The 16,646-nt window shown below is 66.9% G+C and carries 17 protein-coding genes; 9 read left to right on the forward strand and 8 right to left on the reverse strand.

Features of this window, described 5'->3' with window-relative positions:
- Positions 1-117: 117 nt before the first annotated feature.
- The gene (locus ASG03_RS01880) at positions 118-585 is read right to left on the reverse strand and encodes a YcgN family cysteine cluster protein (protein WP_062469275.1); all 468 of its coding nucleotides are present in this window, start codon (positions 583-585) and stop codon (positions 118-120) included.
- Positions 586-858: 273 nt separating this feature from the next.
- Between ASG03_RS01880 and ASG03_RS01885 the strand changes: the two genes are divergently transcribed.
- From ASG03_RS01885 to ASG03_RS01905, 5 genes are all read left to right on the forward strand, one after another.
- Positions 859-3,192 carry a transglycosylase domain-containing protein gene (locus ASG03_RS01885; protein WP_082475573.1) on the forward strand — a complete coding sequence of 778 codons (2,334 nt, stop codon included), beginning with the start codon at positions 859-861 and terminating at the stop codon, positions 3,190-3,192.
- A gap of 115 nt (positions 3,193-3,307) precedes the next feature.
- Positions 3,308-3,664, forward strand: a complete 357-nt coding sequence (locus ASG03_RS01890; protein WP_062469276.1) for a hypothetical protein — start codon at positions 3,308-3,310, stop codon at positions 3,662-3,664.
- 2 nt (positions 3,665-3,666) lie between these two features.
- The gene (locus ASG03_RS01895) at positions 3,667-4,320 is read left to right on the forward strand and encodes a PIN domain-containing protein (protein ID WP_062691841.1); all 654 of its coding nucleotides are present in this window, start codon (positions 3,667-3,669) and stop codon (positions 4,318-4,320) included.
- A 133-nt stretch (positions 4,321-4,453) separates the two neighbouring features.
- On the forward strand, positions 4,454-5,107 hold the full coding sequence (locus tag ASG03_RS01900; protein ID WP_062691844.1) for a DUF1214 domain-containing protein: 654 nt from the start codon (positions 4,454-4,456) through the stop codon (positions 5,105-5,107).
- Positions 5,100-5,645 (forward strand): DUF1254 domain-containing protein, encoded by a 546-nt coding sequence (locus ASG03_RS01905; RefSeq protein WP_062691846.1) that lies wholly within the window; start codon positions 5,100-5,102, stop codon positions 5,643-5,645. Before ASG03_RS01900 ends, ASG03_RS01905 begins: the two co-directional genes overlap by 8 nt.
- Positions 5,646-5,861: 216 nt before the next feature.
- On the opposite strand, the gene ASG03_RS21280 is transcribed toward ASG03_RS01905, so the two are convergent.
- Both ASG03_RS21280 and ASG03_RS01915 read right to left on the reverse strand, forming a co-directional pair.
- Complete coding sequence (locus ASG03_RS21280; protein ID WP_156381695.1) at positions 5,862-6,062, reverse strand: hypothetical protein; 201 nt, start codon at positions 6,060-6,062, stop codon at positions 5,862-5,864.
- Between the two features lie 423 nt (positions 6,063-6,485).
- Entirely contained in the window at positions 6,486-6,767 is a 282-nt protein-coding gene (locus tag ASG03_RS01915) for a hypothetical protein (protein WP_062469287.1), read from the reverse strand.
- 450 nt (positions 6,768-7,217) lie between these two features.
- Here ASG03_RS01915 and ASG03_RS01920 point away from each other — a divergent pair, with 450 nt between their 5' ends.
- Both ASG03_RS01920 and ASG03_RS01925 read left to right on the forward strand, forming a co-directional pair.
- Complete coding sequence (locus ASG03_RS01920; protein ID WP_443216575.1) at positions 7,218-8,039, forward strand: SH3 domain-containing protein; 822 nt, start codon at positions 7,218-7,220, stop codon at positions 8,037-8,039.
- 574 nt (positions 8,040-8,613) lie between these two features.
- Positions 8,614-9,675, forward strand: a complete 1,062-nt coding sequence (locus tag ASG03_RS01925) for a DUF2336 domain-containing protein (protein WP_156381696.1) — start codon at positions 8,614-8,616, stop codon at positions 9,673-9,675.
- 16 nt (positions 9,676-9,691) lie between these two features.
- Here the strand turns inward: ASG03_RS01925 and ASG03_RS01930 are convergent, their stop codons facing one another.
- From ASG03_RS01930 to ASG03_RS01940, 3 genes are all read right to left on the reverse strand, one after another.
- Positions 9,692-10,039 (reverse strand): DUF1491 family protein, encoded by a 348-nt coding sequence (locus tag ASG03_RS01930; protein ID WP_062469292.1) that lies wholly within the window; start codon positions 10,037-10,039, stop codon positions 9,692-9,694.
- Positions 10,040-10,194: 155 nt separating this feature from the next.
- Positions 10,195-11,439 carry a peptidoglycan-binding domain-containing protein gene (locus ASG03_RS01935; RefSeq protein WP_062691851.1) on the reverse strand — a complete coding sequence of 415 codons (1,245 nt, stop codon included), beginning with the start codon at positions 11,437-11,439 and terminating at the stop codon, positions 10,195-10,197.
- A complete protein-coding gene (locus ASG03_RS01940) occupies positions 11,411-13,033 on the reverse strand; it encodes a sensor histidine kinase (protein WP_156381697.1) in 1,623 nt (540 codons plus the stop codon). The genes ASG03_RS01935 and ASG03_RS01940 overlap by 29 nt, the downstream gene beginning before the upstream one ends.
- Before the next feature lie 553 nt (positions 13,034-13,586).
- On the opposite strand from ASG03_RS01940, the gene ASG03_RS22200 reads away from it, so the two are divergent.
- Together ASG03_RS22200 and ASG03_RS01950 are read left to right on the forward strand one after the other, a co-directional pair.
- Positions 13,587-14,135 (forward strand): DUF5330 domain-containing protein, encoded by a 549-nt coding sequence (locus ASG03_RS22200; RefSeq protein ID WP_062691854.1) that lies wholly within the window; start codon positions 13,587-13,589, stop codon positions 14,133-14,135.
- Positions 14,136-14,310: 175 nt separating this feature from the next.
- The gene (locus ASG03_RS01950; RefSeq protein WP_062469301.1) at positions 14,311-14,754 is read left to right on the forward strand and encodes a SufE family protein; all 444 of its coding nucleotides are present in this window, start codon (positions 14,311-14,313) and stop codon (positions 14,752-14,754) included.
- 106 nt (positions 14,755-14,860) lie between these two features.
- Here the strand turns inward: ASG03_RS01950 and ASG03_RS01955 are convergent, their stop codons facing one another.
- Positions 14,861-15,751: a DUF6456 domain-containing protein gene (locus ASG03_RS01955; RefSeq protein ID WP_062691856.1), complete on the reverse strand. Its 891-nt coding sequence runs from the start codon at positions 15,749-15,751 to the stop codon at positions 14,861-14,863.
- The gene (locus tag ASG03_RS21920; protein ID WP_244475131.1) at positions 15,748-16,404 is read right to left on the reverse strand and encodes a helix-turn-helix domain-containing protein; all 657 of its coding nucleotides are present in this window, start codon (positions 16,402-16,404) and stop codon (positions 15,748-15,750) included. The genes ASG03_RS01955 and ASG03_RS21920 overlap by 4 nt, the downstream gene beginning before the upstream one ends.
- Positions 16,405-16,646: the final 242 nt, after the last annotated feature.

Raw genomic sequence — 16,646 nt, forward strand, 5'->3', positions numbered from 1 at the left:
AAAAACGCCGGGCCGTGCGCCGCGGCCCCGCCGCACCCGCACATCTCCGACCATACATAAAACCTACCGGAACACCGTCACGCCGTCAAGGACTATTTTCCTATGACGAGAAAATAATCAGGTTTCCGAGCGCGGATGGCCGTCGGTCGGCCAGTCGGCCAGAAAATCCTCGAAGTCGTCGATATCGACATCGTCCTCGCTGATCGTGCGCCCGCGGGCCGAAATGCCGGCGATGTGCACCGTCTCGGGGTCGCCGGACACCAGCGGGTGCCACCAGTAGAGGTCCTCGCCGTCGCGCACGAGCCGGTAGCCGCAGGTGGGCGGCAGCCAGGGAAGCTCGCGCACCTGCTGCGGCGTCAGCTGGATGCAGTCCGGCACGGTCGCCTGCCGGTTGGGGTAGTCGCGGCAGCGGCAGGTGTCGCCGTCGAGCAGCGTGCAGCGGATCGAGGTCCAGGCGATCTCGCCCGTGTCCCAGTCTTCCAGCTTGTTGAGGCAGCAGAGACCGCACCCGTCGCAGAGGCTTTCCCACTCCGCGCCGTTCATCGTCTCCAGTGTCTTGGTCTTCCAGAAAGGCACGTCGCCCATGGATCCGTCCTTTCGTCGTGGAAAAGTCCGTCGCTGCCGACGCATCGGTTCGAAACCGACCTCTCAGCGTCAGGTCCGTCTGCACTAGGTAAGCGTCCATTTCCAGATTTTTAAGGCTGTTCCGTCATATCCCCGTGGAAGGGAATGCCGCCCCGTGGCAGTATAGTCTCATCCCGCGCGAAAAAAGCCTGCTTTCGCCAGCAGCCTGTGCGACATCGAAACACCGCGCGAGATTGAGGACGGTCCGAAGCGTTGACAAGCCCGATCGACGACATGCCCGAGAGGACCCCGCGCCCGGCGACCCCGGACGAGGCGGCATCCGCCCTGCCCGGCACCCCGCGGCAGGCGGCATCCCTCCCCGCCCCTTCCGAAGCCGGCCCGTCCGAACCCGGCCCTTCCGAAGCTGGCCCTTCCAAATCTGGCCCGGCCGAACCCGCGCCGGCCCGGCCGGAACGCCCGAAGAAGCGCCATATCCTGCTGCGCATCGATGCCTTCATCGATTCGACCGTCTGGCATGCCGGTTTTCGCCTTGCGGAATGGTGGGAGGACGTCACCATCTTCTTCCGGCGTTTCCGCATGCGCGGATGGAAGCGCGTCGTGTTCGAACTGCTCGGCGAAGGCATGACCTGGGGCACGGTCGGGGCTGTCCTGCTCCTGGCGCTCGCGCTTCCGGCCTTCCAGGAGACCAGGGGCAACTGGCTGGCGCAGAGCGATTTCGCCGTCACCTTTCTCGATCGCTACGGCAATGAGATCGGCCACCGCGGCATCATCCACGAGGACAGCGTGCCCGTGGACGAGCTGCCGGATACGCTGGTGAAAGCGGTGCTGGCCACCGAGGACCGGCGCTTCTTCGACCATTGGGGCATCGATTTCCTCGGCCTCGCCCGCGCGATGACCGTCAACGCCCGCGCCGGCGGAGTCGTGCAGGGCGGCTCGACGCTGACGCAGCAGCTCGCCAAGAACCTGTTCCTGTCCAACGAGCGCACCTTCGAGCGCAAGATCAAGGAAGCCTTCCTGTCCGTCTGGCTGGAGTGCAACCTGTCGAAGAAGGAGATCCTGCGCCTCTATCTCGACCGCGCCTATATGGGCGGCGGCACCTTCGGCGCGGCGGCGGCCTCGCAGTTCTATTTCGGCAAGGCCATCACCGATATCAATCTGGCGGAGAGCGCCATGCTGGCCGGCCTGTTCAAGGCCCCGGCCCGCTACGCGCCGCACGTCAACCTGCCGGCCGCCCGCGCGCGGGCCAACGAGGTCCTGACCAATCTCGTGCAGGGCGGGCTGATGACGGAGGGCCAGGTGGTCGCCGCGCGTCTCCATCCGGCAAGCGTCGTCGATCGCGCCGAGGTCACAGCGCCCGATTTCTTCCTCGACTGGGCCTTCGACGAGGTCCAGCGCGTCGCCGCGCCCTTTGCCCAGCACTCCCTCATCGTGCGCACCACCATCGACATGAGCCTGCAGCAGGCGGCGGAAGATGCGATCGAATCGAGCCTGCGCCAGTATGGCGAGAGCTACCGTGTCAGCCAGGGCGCGCTCGTGATGATCGAGACCGGCGGCGCCGTGCGCGCCATGGTCGGCGGGCGCGACTACGGCGAGAGCCAGTTCAACCGTGCCACCAAGGCGCTGCGCCAGCCGGGCTCGTCCTTCAAGGCCTATACCTATGCGGCCGCCATGGAAAAGGGCATGACGCCGGAGACGACCATCAGCGATGCGCCGATCACCTGGGGTCGCTGGTCGCCGCAGAACTACGGCCGCAGCTTTTCCGGCAAGGTCACGCTCCTGAACGCCATCGCCCGCTCCATCAACACGGTGCCGGTGCGGCTCGCCAAGGAGACGCTCGGCATTCCCCGCATCGTCGAGCTTGCCAAGGCTTTCGGCGTGGAAACCCCCATCCGCCCGGACAAGACCATCCCGCTCGGCACCTCCGAACTGACCGTCATGGACCAGGCGACCGGCTATGCCGTCTTTCCCGCGGGCGGCCTGCAGGCGCGCCGCCATGGTCTCAGCCAGATCCTGAACTATGACGGCGACGTGCTCTATGATTTCAACCGCGATGCCCCGCCGGCCCAGCGGGTCCTCAGCGAAAAGGCCACGGCCTCGATGAACTACATGCTGACGCAGATCCCGATCATCGGCACGGCGCGCAAGGCGGCGCTCGACAACGGCGTCGTGGCCGGCGGCAAGACCGGCACCACCCAGTCCTATCGCGATGCCTGGTTCGTCGGCTTTACCGGGGACTACACCGCCGCCGTCTGGTTTGGAAACGACGACTACACCTCGACCAACAACATGACCGGGGGCTCGCTGCCCGCCATGGCCTTCAAGCGGCTGATGGATTACGCCGAACAGGGCATCGACCACCGCCCGATTCCGGGCATTGCCCCGCCGCCAGCGGCCCGCAAGCCGGCCACGCCAGCGGCCGTCGCCAAGACCGACGAAAACGCCCTGCCGCCGCTCGTGCGCCCGCGCATGCTCTCCGGCGACGTCACCCGCCTGCTGAAGGCGCTCGGCGCCCGCTTCGAAACCGCGCCGCCGCTGGCGGTCGACCCCACGGCCCCGGGAAAGGTCGCAAGCGCGGCGCCCAAACCCACTGACGCCGCCAGCAATTGATGCCGAGCCGATGTCCAGACGTCGTCCTTCCCGACGGCGCATCGCGTTCCACGCCCGTTGTCGGTCCATGGCCGCTCGGCTATATAGAAACGATGTATGTCTATAGGAGCGTGCAGTGTCCTCCACGGTTTCGGCAAATGTCGACGGCAGAACGGCCTCGAAATTGAAGCGGGTCGCGTCGATGGAAAACAGGTCCGTCTCGAACGCGGTGTCCAGCGCGATCACCGTCTTCGTCGGGCTTCCCAAGGGCGTGCGCGATTTCCTGCTCGAGCTCAACGCCGAGAACGATCAGGACACCATCGTCCGCCTCGGTCGCGAAATGATGGCCGCCGCGGCGCGGGTCCGGCTCGAGAAGGCCACGGGCGCGCTTGCCTCCGAGCACCGGTTCGGCGGACCGGACGACGCATCCAGCGAGATCGACATCATGGAGGAGGCAACGGTTCTCGCCCGTGCTGCGAGACACCGGACGTAACCGTGAACCGTCCCGTTCGCGTCGTGCTGGATGTCAACATTCTCGTGGGCAACATCATGGCCCATGATCGTGGCCGCAGGGGCACGGCAACGCAGACCCTGGTATCGATGGTCGCCGGCCAAACTTGGGGCCAGGCTTGGGGCCAGACCTGGGGCCAGACTTGGGGCATCGGTGGCAAGGCGCAGCTGGTCATCTCGCTCGATATGATCGAAACCCTGGAAACGGTGCTGCGCCGCCTGCAGTTCGCCGACGACAAGATCAAGGCATATTCCGGATCCATGATCGACATCATGCACTACGGCCCGGAAGCGCTGGATCCTTATCTCGTTCTGGGCGGAGAAGAGCGCTTCGCCATGCCGGATGCGGAGGATGCCGGCGTGCTGGCGACCGCCATCGCCGCGAAAGCCGATCTTCTCGTGACCGACAATCTGCGCGATTTCGCGACCAAGGATGCCGAGATCATCGACACGCAGGTGATCGAGACGACCGCGTCGGGACAGAGAACCCTTCAGGCGCTGTGGTATCGGATCGGCGGCGCGGATCTCATCGTCGCGCATCCGTTCGATATCATGCACTGGATGCGCCTCGGCTATGATTTTACCCCGGAAATCCTGTGGAACGCCCTTCGCACACACGGAAGCGGAAGCGTACGATGACGGTTGACAACAGCCCGATGTCGCGGCTTCGGTGCCACCTGCGCGACTTGTCCGCGCAAACCGCCCCACCCGCACCCCTTATGCCCGAACCCCTTATGCCCGCACCTCTTATGCCCGAAAGCCGCCAGTCCTGATGTTCCGCGTGCCCATTCTCGTTGCGCTCACCCTCTGCGTCGCTTTCGGCGGCGGCATCGCCGTCAGCAATATCGCGCTGAAGGCATCGACCGGGTTTGGCGCCATCCAGCTCGGGCCCTGGGTCGCCTATCCCAATGCCCAGACCGCCGACACCGATCCCTATGCCAAGGCGCATCGGGCGCGGGCCGGGCGGCTGCTCTACGGCAAGGCCGAAGGCATGCGGTTCACCGCCGATACCGACGATGACGGTCGTCCGCTGGCCGGTGCCTGCCGCTACGATATCGTCGGCAATACGCCGCCGGCCCGCTTCTGGACGCTCTTTGCCACTGATACGTCCGACCGGCCGCTGACGACCTCGCAGACGCTGCCGGTCGCCCTCAATGCCTGGACCGTGCTGCGCGCCACCGATACGTCCTTCGTCATCCATGTCGCGCCGGACGCCCAGCCGGACAACTGGCTGGCGATCACGCCGGCCGAGGATCCCTCCGCGCGGACCGCGTCCACCTCTGCTGCGGACAAGGCCTTGCCGCCCGCGCCGGTCGGCCGGTTCCGCCTGGTGCTGACGCTTCTCGATGCGCCGACGGCCAATTCCTCGGGCGCCATCGAGCTCGTGATGCCGTCGATCGTCGCGCGGGGATGCGGCGATGCGTAGCGTGCTCTATGCCCTCCTTGTCGGCATCATCGGGGCCGGCCTGCTGCACATCGTCATCATCCTCGCCTTGCCGCGTTTCACCGCGGAGGATGCCTACAGCCGGGTTCTCGGGCTCTATGAGATGGACAGCTTCTTTCCGCTGACCCCTGCGCCGGGGCCGACGGGTCTGTCCAACGACGATCCCTATCTCCGGGTCGCGGTGTGCGGGTTCTCGGTGCTCGGCGGGCCGGTGCGCTTCACGGCGGCCGGCGACGTGCCGTTCTGGTCGCTGGCGATCTACGATTCCGGCTCCAACGAGATCTTCAGCATGAGCAATGCCACGTCGGTCGAGAACAGGGTCGATGTCGTGGCAGCCACGCCGCTGCAGCTGGTGGAACTGCGCAAGCAGCCGGCCGAGGCGATCGGACAGACCATTACGGTGGAGATGCCGGGTGACGAGGGCTATGCGGTGCTGCGGGCGCTCGCCCCGCTCGGCAGCTACGAGGCCGCGGCCAGCCGTTTCCTGGCGGAGGCCGGATGCGAGCCGCTGTCACGCTGAGACTGTCGCGCTGAGATTGTCGCGCTGAGCCTGGGGCACTGAAACCGGGGCGCTGAGACCGGGACGCTATCGTGCCTGGCATCGTCGGGTCCGCGTCGCGCCGCGTGCGTCGAGGACGCTACAGGCTGCGGTTCTCAACGATCGGTGATCGGATCCCAGAGCGTCGGTGCCCAGTTCTTCTGATCTCGCCGCTTCTGGCCTCGGTGCTTGGAAATCTCAGTGCTTCTGGGTCGAGCTGTTCAGCGGCTTGACGGCCGACGCCTTGGTGAGAGGGCCGCTCGTCACCGGCGTGCCGTCCATGCGCTCGTAGCGGATGCCGGTAAAGAGCAGGATGGTCGCGTCCTGTCGTGCTCCGTCCGCGCCTGCCTTGCGGCCGCCGCGAGGTCGGCGGTCCTGAAGTCTGATAACATCTGCCATGCTCGTCTCCAATGGTCTGGATGAGACGGATGAACTTGAAACAGATCTCATCCTGCCCTCGTCGGGCTGGCGCTTCACCGCTCCTTGCGGGGCGGACATGAGCGCCGTTCTCGTGGCTCCTTCTCCCGGATGATCCCGGATGTCTTGCGGTTCGTTTCGCACGGTCGGCGGCTCGTTTTCGGCGCATCGACCTGCACGCGGATTGGGCCATAGCTTAGTTAACATGGCCTTAACTTTCGAAACCCCAAACCTAGCGATGGAAAACATCACAGAAACCTGCCGCTTACCTAGTTGAACCCGTGATTCGCATGTGATTCGGTCATTTCAGCGGAAACGACCGCGTTGTTCCAGTCGCAAACAGCCGCAACATCCTTTCGGACGATGCGGCTGCAGCGGATGTCTTTGAGGTGACGGACGGCGGCGTCAGCGGCGGGCGAGAAGACCCAGCACGAAGGAAACGCCGGCGATCGTCAGAAGCGTGGTGACCGGCTCGTCGCGAACACGATCGCGCAGCCGCTCGGTTAGCACTTCCGCTTCCGACTGGACGACGGCCTTGGCGCCGCTGCCGATGGCGGAAACCGAATCCGTCAGGCGGGCGATTTCGGCACGCAGATCCGAGATCTGGCTGTCAAGTTCACTCTTGGCGACGCTGGCTTCGACTTCGGCTTCCGTGCTGGAAACGGTTGCGAATTTCTTATCGATCATTGTCCGGGGCTCCTGTTCGAACTGCCACGTCAACGGCCGATGCGGTCTTTTGTTCCCAGACGGACCGGCCGACCCGACATTTGGGGTCGTTTTTTAAGGCGCCGCTCCTTCAGCGTTTCGGCGGGAAAGCATGCGGTTTCCGGCGGCCTTTCGTCGCCTCCCTGCCCGTTCAGGATCCGTTCAGCCCGGCGAACCTAGGAACAAAGGCAGGCAGAAGCTTGTTTCTGCTCCGTCACACACCCGTGTGTCGGCAAGTCTCCGCGGCGTGGCCTGGTTGTCAGGCACGTCCGGTCTCGGCACCCGCGCCTGTCGGGCGGTGTCGGAGGCCGGATGTCGGCAGGCCGCGGGCCCTGCCATCATATGGACGCGTTTTCGTTTGCTCATCATCCGGCTTCATCTGCGTCTCCCCGCCTGCAGATCATGAGCCGAAGCCTACTGGAGGACCCCGAAGTGTATTCCGTCAAATCCATCCTGTCCGGCCTTGCGCTGGCCGCCACGCTGCTGACGCCGGTCGCAGCCAGCGCTGCCGAGGGCTTTGCCACCGCCAATGTCAACATGCGGTCCGGCCCCAGCACCCGCTACCCGGCCGTCGTCATCATCCCCGTCGGGGCCCCCGTCGAAATTCACGGCTGCCTTGCCGATGCCAACTGGTGCGACGTCTCCTTCGCACGCGGTCGCGGCTGGGTCTCGGGCTCCTATGTCCAGGCCGAGTACCAGAGAAGCCGTGTCTATGTCGCGCCGCGCTATTATCGCCCGCTCGGCATCCCCACCGTCACCTTCGAGCTCGGCAACTACTGGGATCGCAACTACCGCAACCGCGACTTCTATCGCGACCGCGAATATTGGCGCGGCGGCCCGGATCGCTTCGACCGGGACCGGGATCGGGACCGCCCCCGTTTCGACCGGGATCGCGACCGGGATCGCGACCGGGATCGGGAACGCTTCCAGCGCGAACGCGAGCGTCAGCGCTTCGACAACGACAACGATTTCGACCGCAACGGCGACCGCGATCGCCCGCGCTTCGATCGGGACCGCGACAGAAACCGTGATCGCCAGCAATTCGATCGCCAGCAGTTCGATCGTCGGGACAACGACCGCGACCAGCGTCGGGATAACGACCGCCGTGACAATGACCGCCGTGACAACGACCGGCAGAACATGGAGCGTCAGGATCGGGACAATCGCGGGACGAACGGCCTGAACGAGGACCGCCGCCGCGACCGTCGCGAACAGCGGGCCTGCGAAGCCGGCGAACCCGGTTGCACGCTCTGAAGGCTCCGGCCCTGATATGCGGATCCGGGCCCACCGGGTCCTGACCTGAGAACGGCGGCGCCGGCAAAAGGCGCCGCCGGAACCGCAGACACCCCTCCGGGCAAGCCGTCAGCTCCCAGGCGCTGCTCGCCCCCGCCGTGACGCCGCTTTCCGCTCTCACGCGACCTTCAGCGCCCCTCTGCACCCGGCTGCACCCTCACGCGACGGCCGCCGTCTTGCCGCCTTGCACCGGCGATGACGATGCCAGGCAGAGGTTGCGCGGCGCCTGCGCCGATCCGGCAGGCCCTTAAGCCGATGTTAACCACGTCGTCATAATCTCCGTCTCATGGCGCGCTCGTTGCCATCGCTGCAACATCTGCCTTCGTCAATCCGAGACACATCAACGCCTTCTGCCGCGATGTTCGGGAAGCGCATGAGCTGGAACCGGCAGCGAGAGGCATGTTTTCGAGACGTCCGGCTGGGGTTGCCCCCGGGTCGGGATGCGTCGGTGTTTTGCGTATGAGGTGGACGTGTGGCGGACCGATTTCGTGATTTGGAAAGACCTCGCAATGGCCGTGTGAAAGACGCGGTCCTGATGGCGACCGTGTCGAGCTTCGAAGGGCTTCGCCAGCCGCGGTCCGCAGACCTCCGGCAGTTCTGCGAACTGTTCGAGCCGCTGTTTGCCGCCTCCAGCGACGAGGCGCGCCGCCAGGCAGCCGCAGCCCTCGCCAGAAGCCCCCATGTGCCCTCGTCCGTCGCGCTCCAGATCGGCAGCGCACCCATCGCCATCGCCGCCCTGTTCCTGACGCGGGCCATGTCGATCGACGAACGTGTCCTGCTCGACATCATCCGCAATCAGAGCCCGGCCCATGCCAGTGCCATTGCCCGCCGCGACAATCTGAGCGTCCGGGTCGTCGACGCCCTTGTCGAAAAGCGTGACAGCGCACCCGGTCGTGAATTCCCGACGCGCGGGGAGAACCCGGCATCCGAAATGCCGGCTCTCGACAATTCAGCCCTGGAGACCACGGCCGCCGAGACCGCCGCCATCGCCGCACGGGCGCGCGAGGAGCGGCTGCGGGCGGAGCTGAAGGCGCTTGCCCGATCCGTCGGCCAGCCGAGCCAAGCCCCGGCCCGCCGACCGCTTCTGGCGCTCGACGCCACCCATGAAGCCCTGCTGGTGCGCTTTTCCCGCTCCGGCGAGGTCAATCTCTTCGCGGCCACCCTGTCGCACGCGCTCGACTGTTCGGCCGTGTTCGGCGAGCGCCTGGTCCTCGATGTCTCCGGCTGGCAGCTGGCCGTCACCCTGTCGGCGCTCGGCACCGACCGCGCCGAGATGGTGCGCATGCTGACAACGCTCTATCCCTATCTGGCCGAACGAAGCGGTGCGGGCACCCGCTGCGACGCCCTGCTCGACGGCATCGACTCTCTCGAGGCACGCGCCCGCGTCGAGGGCTGGATCGCTGCGGACGATGCGCGGCGCGACGGGTCCCATCGCCATTCCCCCGTGCTCGGTCCGGAGCGCGCCACCGATCCGCGCCAGCCGTCGAGCTACCCTGCCTCCGCCAACCAGACGCCTGCCAACCAGACGCCTGCCAACCAGACACAAGAGGTCGTGTCCACCTTCTACCGCCGCTCGCTCGGCCGCGGCGCGCGCTGAAACGGGCGCGCCGCGATCACGCGTCGGGCGTCGTCGTTTCGAAGAGATCGGCAATAACAGAGGTTTCCAGCTCCACCACCCAGCAGTCGGGATCAAAGCGGATTTCGCGGGCAAGCGCAGCGTCCACGGCCTCGGGATCGGCGGCCGAGAGCCGGCATTCGAAAAGCCGTTGCCCTTCATCCTCGGCGGTCACGAGGCTTTGCGGCGCCGGCCCGAACAGCGTTTCCCGTCCGTCACGCGCCCGCTGGCGGATGAAGATCGCACCGGCCGCATCGGACCCCTTGCGCAGCACGGCCGCCATCTCGCCGCGCGCAAAGACGCGGCGGGTGATGGCGGACACGAAGATGTCGGAGCGAAGGCGCATGGTGTCTTCTAGCCCGGTCGGACAACGGCGTCTATCGCTGTTGTCTCAGAGCGTTGCATGTCGGATCTTCCACCGCCGCGCGAAGAGCCTCGCGCGCTGAATCGAAAAGCAGCGGGAAACCCCTGCCGAGACTGCCGTTTTGGGTTCGGCAGAGGTCAGATCGCACCGATTTCCTTCATTTTCTTCAGAAGCGCCGGGCTCGGCTCTCCGGTCTCCGGCAGGCGGTAATGCTTTTCGAAATGGCGGATGGCGAGGCGCGTCTGGTCGCCCACCACGCCGTCGATCGACACGTCGGAATAGGCCAGATTGGAGAGCCCGCGCTGGATGGCCATGACCATGGCCGCGCTGTCCTCGGCACCGGCGCCGGCACCGGCCCCGGCACCGGCACCCGCACCGGCGCCAGTGTGCGGGGCCGTCACGTCGGCGGAGGCCGTTTCCGTGGGTCTCGGCGCCTTCGCGGTCCGGGCTTCGGCCGGCTTCGGCTTGCGGTCCGTGCCGCCTTCTGCCGCGCGGATCGCCGCGGCGATGGGGTCGATCTCGGGCGTTGCACCGGCTGCGGGGTCGGCCGGAAACGCAACGGCCGTCGGACGCGGGGCGGGCCGGACGTCGGCAAAGCCCGATCCCGGCGCACCGGACGATGACGTGCCCCGCAGCGCGGAAAGCAGGCTCGGACGGACGATACCGGTCTGCGGACGGCCGCTGGCCTGTTCGAAGCGGCGAATGGCGGCCGTGGTTTTCGGTCCGAGGCGGCCATCCGCCTCCCCATCGTAGAAGCCATGGCGGGCAAGCTCGGTCTGCACGGCGCGCACGAGGCCGGCGGCGTCGAGGTCGGCGTCCGCATCGGCCCGCGGCACGGGATCGCCGGGCAGCGTCGCCAGCGCATCGGGGGCCGGGACGCTTGCGGTGCGCTCACCGGTCGGAAGGGCTTCGGCCGGCATCTGTGCCGGTTCGGTTTCCGCCGTCGCCGGGTCGCCTTCGCCGCCCTCGCCTTCCCGGCGAATGACGAAGGTCGTGACCTTGCTCGGGTCCGGCGCATCCTGCGGATCGCGCAGCGACACGCGCGACGGGTCGGGATGGGTGAACGGCAGCCGGGTGCGCAGCAGCGGCGACGGATGGTGCCCCGGCTGGTACCAGAGCGCATTGGCGGCCACGAAGCCGAACACGACGGCAAAGGCGGCGGTGCCGCCGAAGATGGCGGGATTGCGCAGCGCAAGGCCCAGCAGGCCGGAGGCGGCCCGCAGCACGATATTCGGGCGCGAAGACCCCGTGCGTTTCAGCGCGGTCGCGCCTCTGGCACCTGCCTTGGCGCCTGCACGCGGTGCCGAGCCTCGCGTCGGCTGCGGCTTGGTGGTCGTGGGGGATTTGCGTCTGTCAGGCTGTTTTCGCGTAGGCTTCGCCATCTGCCGCACCTCCTTTCTCGGACCCGAACCTGCGGTTCGCCGTCGCCACGGAGGGGGACGTCAAGGCCGCTTCGGTCGGGCGCGGGTCGTGGCTTTTCAGGCGTGGCGGAAACTCCGCGACGCCGGCGGTCTCGTCGACCTGGTCGACATCGCGGATGCCCGAGCCGTCGAGCGGCAGGCTGATGCGGATCGCGGTGCCTTCCCGCACACGGCTCGAAATGTCGAAGCCGCCGCCGTGCAGCGCCACGAGGCCCTTGACGAGCGCGAGGCCGAGGCCGGTGCCCTCGTAAGCGCGCGTATATTCGTTCTCGACCTGCATGAAGGCCTGACCGAGATGTGCGAGCTTTTCGGCCGGAATGCCGATGCCGGTGTCGCTGACCGTCAGCCTGAGATCGGCACCGCAGACCTCGGCGTCGATGGTGACGATGCCGCCGGCGTCGGTGAACTTGATGGCGTTGCCGACGAGGTTGATGAGGATCTGCTGCACGGCGCGGCGGTCGGCATGGATCTCGCCGACGCCGCGCAGGATGCGGCTCGTCAGCTTCACGCCCTTGGCCTCGGCCTGCAGGCCGAGCATCGCCTCGCAGGCGGAGACGGCATCGGCGACGACGAAGGGTTCGGCGATCAGTTCGTAGCGCCCGGCCTCGATCTTGCTCATGTCGAGCATCGTGTTGACGACGGAGAGAAGATGGGCGCCCGACTGGTTGATGAGGGCCACATATTCGCGCTGGCGATCGTTCTCCAACCGGCCGAAATATTCGCCGGACAGGATATCGGAAAAGCCGAGGATGGCATTGAGCGGCGTGCGCAGCTCGTGGCTGACGGCGGCGAGGAACCGGCTCTTCGCCTCGTTTGCGCTCTCGGCCGCTTCGGCCTTGGAGGCAGCGTCCGCCTTGAGCGCGACCTCGGCCGAAATGTCGCGGGACTGCACGAGAATGCCGTTGAGGACGCCGTCCTCCACGATGCCGGCAAGCTCGCACCGGATGTGCAGGAGCTGCGCGCCGCCTTCCGTCATCGAGCCGCGCTCCAGCCGGACCTCCACCGTTTCGCCGGCAGCGCCGAGCCGGACGGCGTCGATGGCGCGCAGGAAGGCGATGCGGTCGGAGACATGGATCTGCTCGATGAAACCGCGGCCTGCGGGATCGCGCATCCAGGCGAGAAAGCCTGCGGCATCGCGTCCGTGCACGGCAGTGACCGAGCCGCGCAGGTCGTGCAGCGTGACGAGGCCGGCAAAGAGATCGTAGGTCGGCGCAGCGGGTGCGACCGGAGGTGCGGCCGGTGCGACGGCCGCGGCCGGGCGACCGGCAAGGCCGACGGCCGCAAGACCGCCGACGAGGCTGAGGGCACCGACGAGGCCCGCGCCCACGGGCAAGGCCAGCGACAGCGGCAGCACGGCGGACAGAGCGAGCGGCGCGACGGGAAAGGCGATGAGAGCAGAGGCGGCCACGGTCCGGATCGCGGACAGCTCGCGCGCGGTCGGTGCCGGACGCGGCAACCAGAGCCTGGCGGCATCGTCCACGCGGGACGCAAACCTTCCAGCGATGTTCCGCACAATTGTCACGCCCGACCCTGCATTTTTCGTTGCCCGGAACATCCTGCCCCGGTCTCATGAAGTGCCGCTCCGATCGTTTCCACCCTCCTGAAGAGGTGCTGGCGATCGTCGTCGGCATGAGGGCGAATGTCTCACCGGCGGCTTAATGAAACTCTAAGTGACGACGCCCGAACTGTTGCAAAACGGCGTCACCGGCCTCGCGGCGCCGAAATCGGACGCCGTTCGTTTGTTGTGGTTAACGGCGCGTAACCGTTGAAATATTGGTGTTTTTCGGGTTAATTTAACGACTGTGGCAGCGGGTGCTATTGCGGGATGCCGCGTTTGCAGGGGTCATGGGGCCGGACACCGCCTTGACCCTTAACGGCATTGTCTCAAATGCCCCTCAAATGCGTGTCAAAAGCGGATCGATCGCATTTTACGAAAAATCGCGTCAAATACGGTTCTCGTTTTCAAGGCCGTGTTGGAAGAGGCGCTCTAGGGTGATGTCCAGCCGCCATGGTCCACCGCATCGGCAAGGCCCGGCAACGGGACGCCGGCGGACGATGCGAACAGGGCGCGCGGGACAGTTGCGTGAACGTCAAGAACGGGGTCGACCATGTGGTTTCTGATCAAGGCAGCATTCTGGTTTTCGCTGGTGCTCGTCCTGCTGCCGATCTTCGGCACGGAGGATGCGACCCAGACGCAGACACGGACGACCGCCGGCGTCGACATCGGGGAAACGGTCTCCGCCGCCAGCGAGGCGATCGGCTACATCAGCGCCATCTGCCTTGAGAAGCCCGATGTCTGCACCAAGGGTGCGGAAACCTTCAACGCGCTCGGCCATCGCGCCAAGGACGGCGCCCGCATCGCCTACCAGCTGCTCGAGACCCAGTTTGCCGACGAGAAGACGGCGCAGGCCGCAGCTCCGGGCGGCGACGGCGTGACGACCGGAACCGTGCCGGCTGCCCGGGCGCACGCACCGGATCAGGCCTTCCCCGCGGCGGCCGCGACAACTGTGGCCCCGACATCTGTTGCCGACACGCCCGTCGCCGGGCGCCCTGTGGAGAACGTGCAGGGGGACATCGGCCAGACCGAAGATCTCGGCTTCACCCGCATTCCCGTGCCGGAAAAGCGCATCCCGCCGAAGCCGCATCGCGCCTCCTGAGAGGCTCGGTGCCGATCGCCGGACCCTGTGGCCGGAAACGGCACCCGTGTCCCCTGACCGTGGCCCCCTGACCCTGGGCCCTGACCTTGGCCCTCCCCCGAGACAGACCGTCGCAGCATCGTCTGCCCGCGCGACCCGGCTTCTCATTGCGCGTGCGATCCCCTATAGAGACGGCATGACCGATGCCGCTGCCTTCACGCCGACGCCCCTTTCCGAGATTCTCGAGAATTGCGCCTATCTCGACGACTGGCAGGACAGGATGAGCTATGTCATCGAGCTCGGCCGCACCCTGCCCGTCCTGCCGGACGATCTGCGCACGGCCGAGAACAAGGTTCAGGGTTGCGCCAGCCAGGTCTGGCTCGTGACGCATGCGGAGGCCGGTGCCGATCCGGTCCTCACCTTCGAGGGCGAGTCCGACGCCCATATCGTGCGCGGCCTCGTTGCGATCGTGCTGTCGATCTTTTCCGGCAAGACGGCCTCCGAAATCGTGGCGACCGACGCGCTCGACCTTTTCAGCCAGATGGGCCTCATCGAGTTTCTCACCGCCCAGCGCGCCAACGGCTTGCGCTCCATGGTCAAGCGTATCCAGGACCAGGCGGCACTTCGACGCAAGGCCTGAGCGTCCCGCCCGCCGAGCGCCCCGCCCGCCAAGCGCATCGCCACCCGGGCGCTCATGGGGCAAAGCCGGCCGCAGCTGGCGTCGCATGATGGCTTCCAGCCGTCCCTCAATCCTTTTGCCCTCTTGCGCCTCCAAGATCGGGCCGGAAGCCGTCTGCACCCCAGGCATGCGTGCGGCGCGTCTGTGCGGGCGGCGGCGGCGCGTAGTGGCGGGCGAGCGCCATGAGCGCGGCGCGCAGCAGGAGCTTGGCCGAGCGCGCCGGCCACTGGCGTTCCCGCTCCACCGTCTCCAGCCCTTTCTCAAAGCCGCAAACATCGATGGCGACGCCGCAGAGTTCCGGACCGATCGCCTCCAGCGCGCACGCCACCCGGCTTCGCGCAGCCAGCGCGCTGTCGGCGATCTCGCCCCCGCCGCCGCTTCCCTTCGTCCGTGTCGAAAGCCGCGGTTCGTAGGCCATGGTCATGCGCGGCTGCAACTGCGCGCGGGTGAAATCGCGGTGCAGGCGCTGGCCGGCCTCCAGGGCTTCCGGCGGCAGGAACGGCCGGCCGGATTTCTCCTTCAACCGGCCGATATGGGCGAGCGGAGATTCGGCAAGGTTGATCTCGACCGCCTGCCGGCCGTCTGCGGTCTCCACCGAGCCGGACGCCACGTGCCGGTGCTGGCCGGCAAAGGCATCCTGCGGATCGGCGAGCGCCCGCTTGAGAAACGCCACGGCGGGCGGAAGCAGGCGATAGTGACCGGCCTTGTCCGGCCCGCCGACGAGGCCGAGCGCAACGGCGCGGCCCAAGGCGGCCGGAGGCACCGCACGGGTCGCGCCGTCCGGCCGGGTGACGACCAGTTCCGCTCCCTCTGCCGCGATCGTGAACCGCGCCATGCCCGGATCGGCGTGGTCCGCCATCGCCCGCTCCTGCCTGTCCCGACGGTCGCCGAGGAGATGGCGAACGAGACGGACGAGGCCGGCGCGACCGTCCGCGGCGTCGTTCGCGCCGCCGGTCATGCCCCGTTCCTCTGGTCGGCGATGGCGGCGGGCGGAAAGACGGCGCCGATCACGCGCTCGATGACGGAGACGAAAGCGTCGAAGTCCGCGTCGTCGCGCCGATCCTCCACCACATGGCAGGAATAGCTGACGGTCGAGCGATCCCGTCCGAAGGCGAGCCCGATATCGGTCATGGTCACCTGCAGCACGACATGGCTGACATACATGGCGATCTGGCGCACATGCACCATCATGCGCCGGCGGTCGCGCCGCAATTGCGGGCGGTCGCCAACCATCATGGTCAGTTCCTCGACCACTTCCGCCACCATCCGGCAGCGGGCCTGCGCCCGCGGATCCGGCGCACCGCTATCGGGAAGACCGGAAATCCGGGAGGACGGAGCGGCGTCCGACGGTTCCGGCGGCTCCGACCCGGCCCGGATCCCGAGAGGCGCACCGGCCGGGATCGCCTTGCATTCGGGCGCGCGTGTCGGCACCGGCTGAAGGGGATGCACCGCCTGTTCAAGGGAGAGCGCCTCAACCTGGGCGAACCGTACGGAGGGTGGATCCCGCAGGAGGTGTGAGGGAGAGCTGGCGAGAATGGTCGAGATGAGGATGGTCGGGGGGAGAATGGATAGGGGCGTAGAGGGTCCGGCAGGTGCATGGGGCATGGTCATCGCAGGTCTCCGTCATAGGAATAATTTCATATACCCTATGCCGAACGAGCCGCGAGCGCCACATGCTAATCGCAACTTTCTGGCGAGCGAAGCAAGCTTTCGCGTAGCCCCCTGAATCATATAGGCATTTTTTCCTTATTCGCGCTTGCGCATAAGCAACGCCGGTCCAGACACGAAAAAGCCGGGCCGGAAAGGATCCGACCCGGCGCGACAGAGCGTCCGACGATGGCTGAGATGGCGGT

Origin of the sequence: Rhizobium sp. Leaf341 (assembly GCF_001424325.1) — a bacterium.
Classification (GTDB): domain Bacteria; phylum Pseudomonadota; class Alphaproteobacteria; order Rhizobiales; family Rhizobiaceae; genus Ferranicluibacter.

Excerpts from the sequence above, each read along its gene's own strand:
- ASG03_RS01880 (WP_062469275.1), bottom strand. The coding sequence starts at position 585 with ATGGGCGACGTGCCTTTCTGGAAGACCAAGACACTGGAGACGATGAAC.
- ASG03_RS01885 (WP_082475573.1), top strand. The coding sequence starts at position 859 with ATGCCCGAGAGGACCCCGCGCCCGGCGACCCCGGACGAGGCGGCATCC.
- ASG03_RS01900 (WP_062691844.1), top strand. The coding sequence starts at position 4,454 with ATGTTCCGCGTGCCCATTCTCGTTGCGCTCACCCTCTGCGTCGCTTTC.
- ASG03_RS01905 (WP_062691846.1), top strand. The coding sequence starts at position 5,100 with ATGCGTAGCGTGCTCTATGCCCTCCTTGTCGGCATCATCGGGGCCGGC.
- ASG03_RS21280 (WP_156381695.1), bottom strand. The coding sequence starts at position 6,062 with ATGGCAGATGTTATCAGACTTCAGGACCGCCGACCTCGCGGCGGCCGC.
- ASG03_RS01915 (WP_062469287.1), bottom strand. The coding sequence starts at position 6,767 with ATGATCGATAAGAAATTCGCAACCGTTTCCAGCACGGAAGCCGAAGTC.
- ASG03_RS01925 (WP_156381696.1), top strand. The coding sequence starts at position 8,614 with ATGGCGACCGTGTCGAGCTTCGAAGGGCTTCGCCAGCCGCGGTCCGCA.
- ASG03_RS01930 (WP_062469292.1), bottom strand. The coding sequence starts at position 10,039 with ATGCGCCTTCGCTCCGACATCTTCGTGTCCGCCATCACCCGCCGCGTC.
- ASG03_RS01935 (WP_062691851.1), bottom strand. The coding sequence starts at position 11,439 with ATGGCGAAGCCTACGCGAAAACAGCCTGACAGACGCAAATCCCCCACG.
- ASG03_RS01940 (WP_156381697.1), bottom strand. The coding sequence starts at position 13,033 with ATGTTCCGGGCAACGAAAAATGCAGGGTCGGGCGTGACAATTGTGCGG.
- ASG03_RS22200 (WP_062691854.1), top strand. The coding sequence starts at position 13,587 with ATGTGGTTTCTGATCAAGGCAGCATTCTGGTTTTCGCTGGTGCTCGTC.
- ASG03_RS01950 (WP_062469301.1), top strand. The coding sequence starts at position 14,311 with ATGACCGATGCCGCTGCCTTCACGCCGACGCCCCTTTCCGAGATTCTC.
- ASG03_RS01955 (WP_062691856.1), bottom strand. The coding sequence starts at position 15,751 with ATGACCGGCGGCGCGAACGACGCCGCGGACGGTCGCGCCGGCCTCGTC.
- ASG03_RS21920 (WP_244475131.1), bottom strand. The coding sequence starts at position 16,404 with ATGACCATGCCCCATGCACCTGCCGGACCCTCTACGCCCCTATCCATT.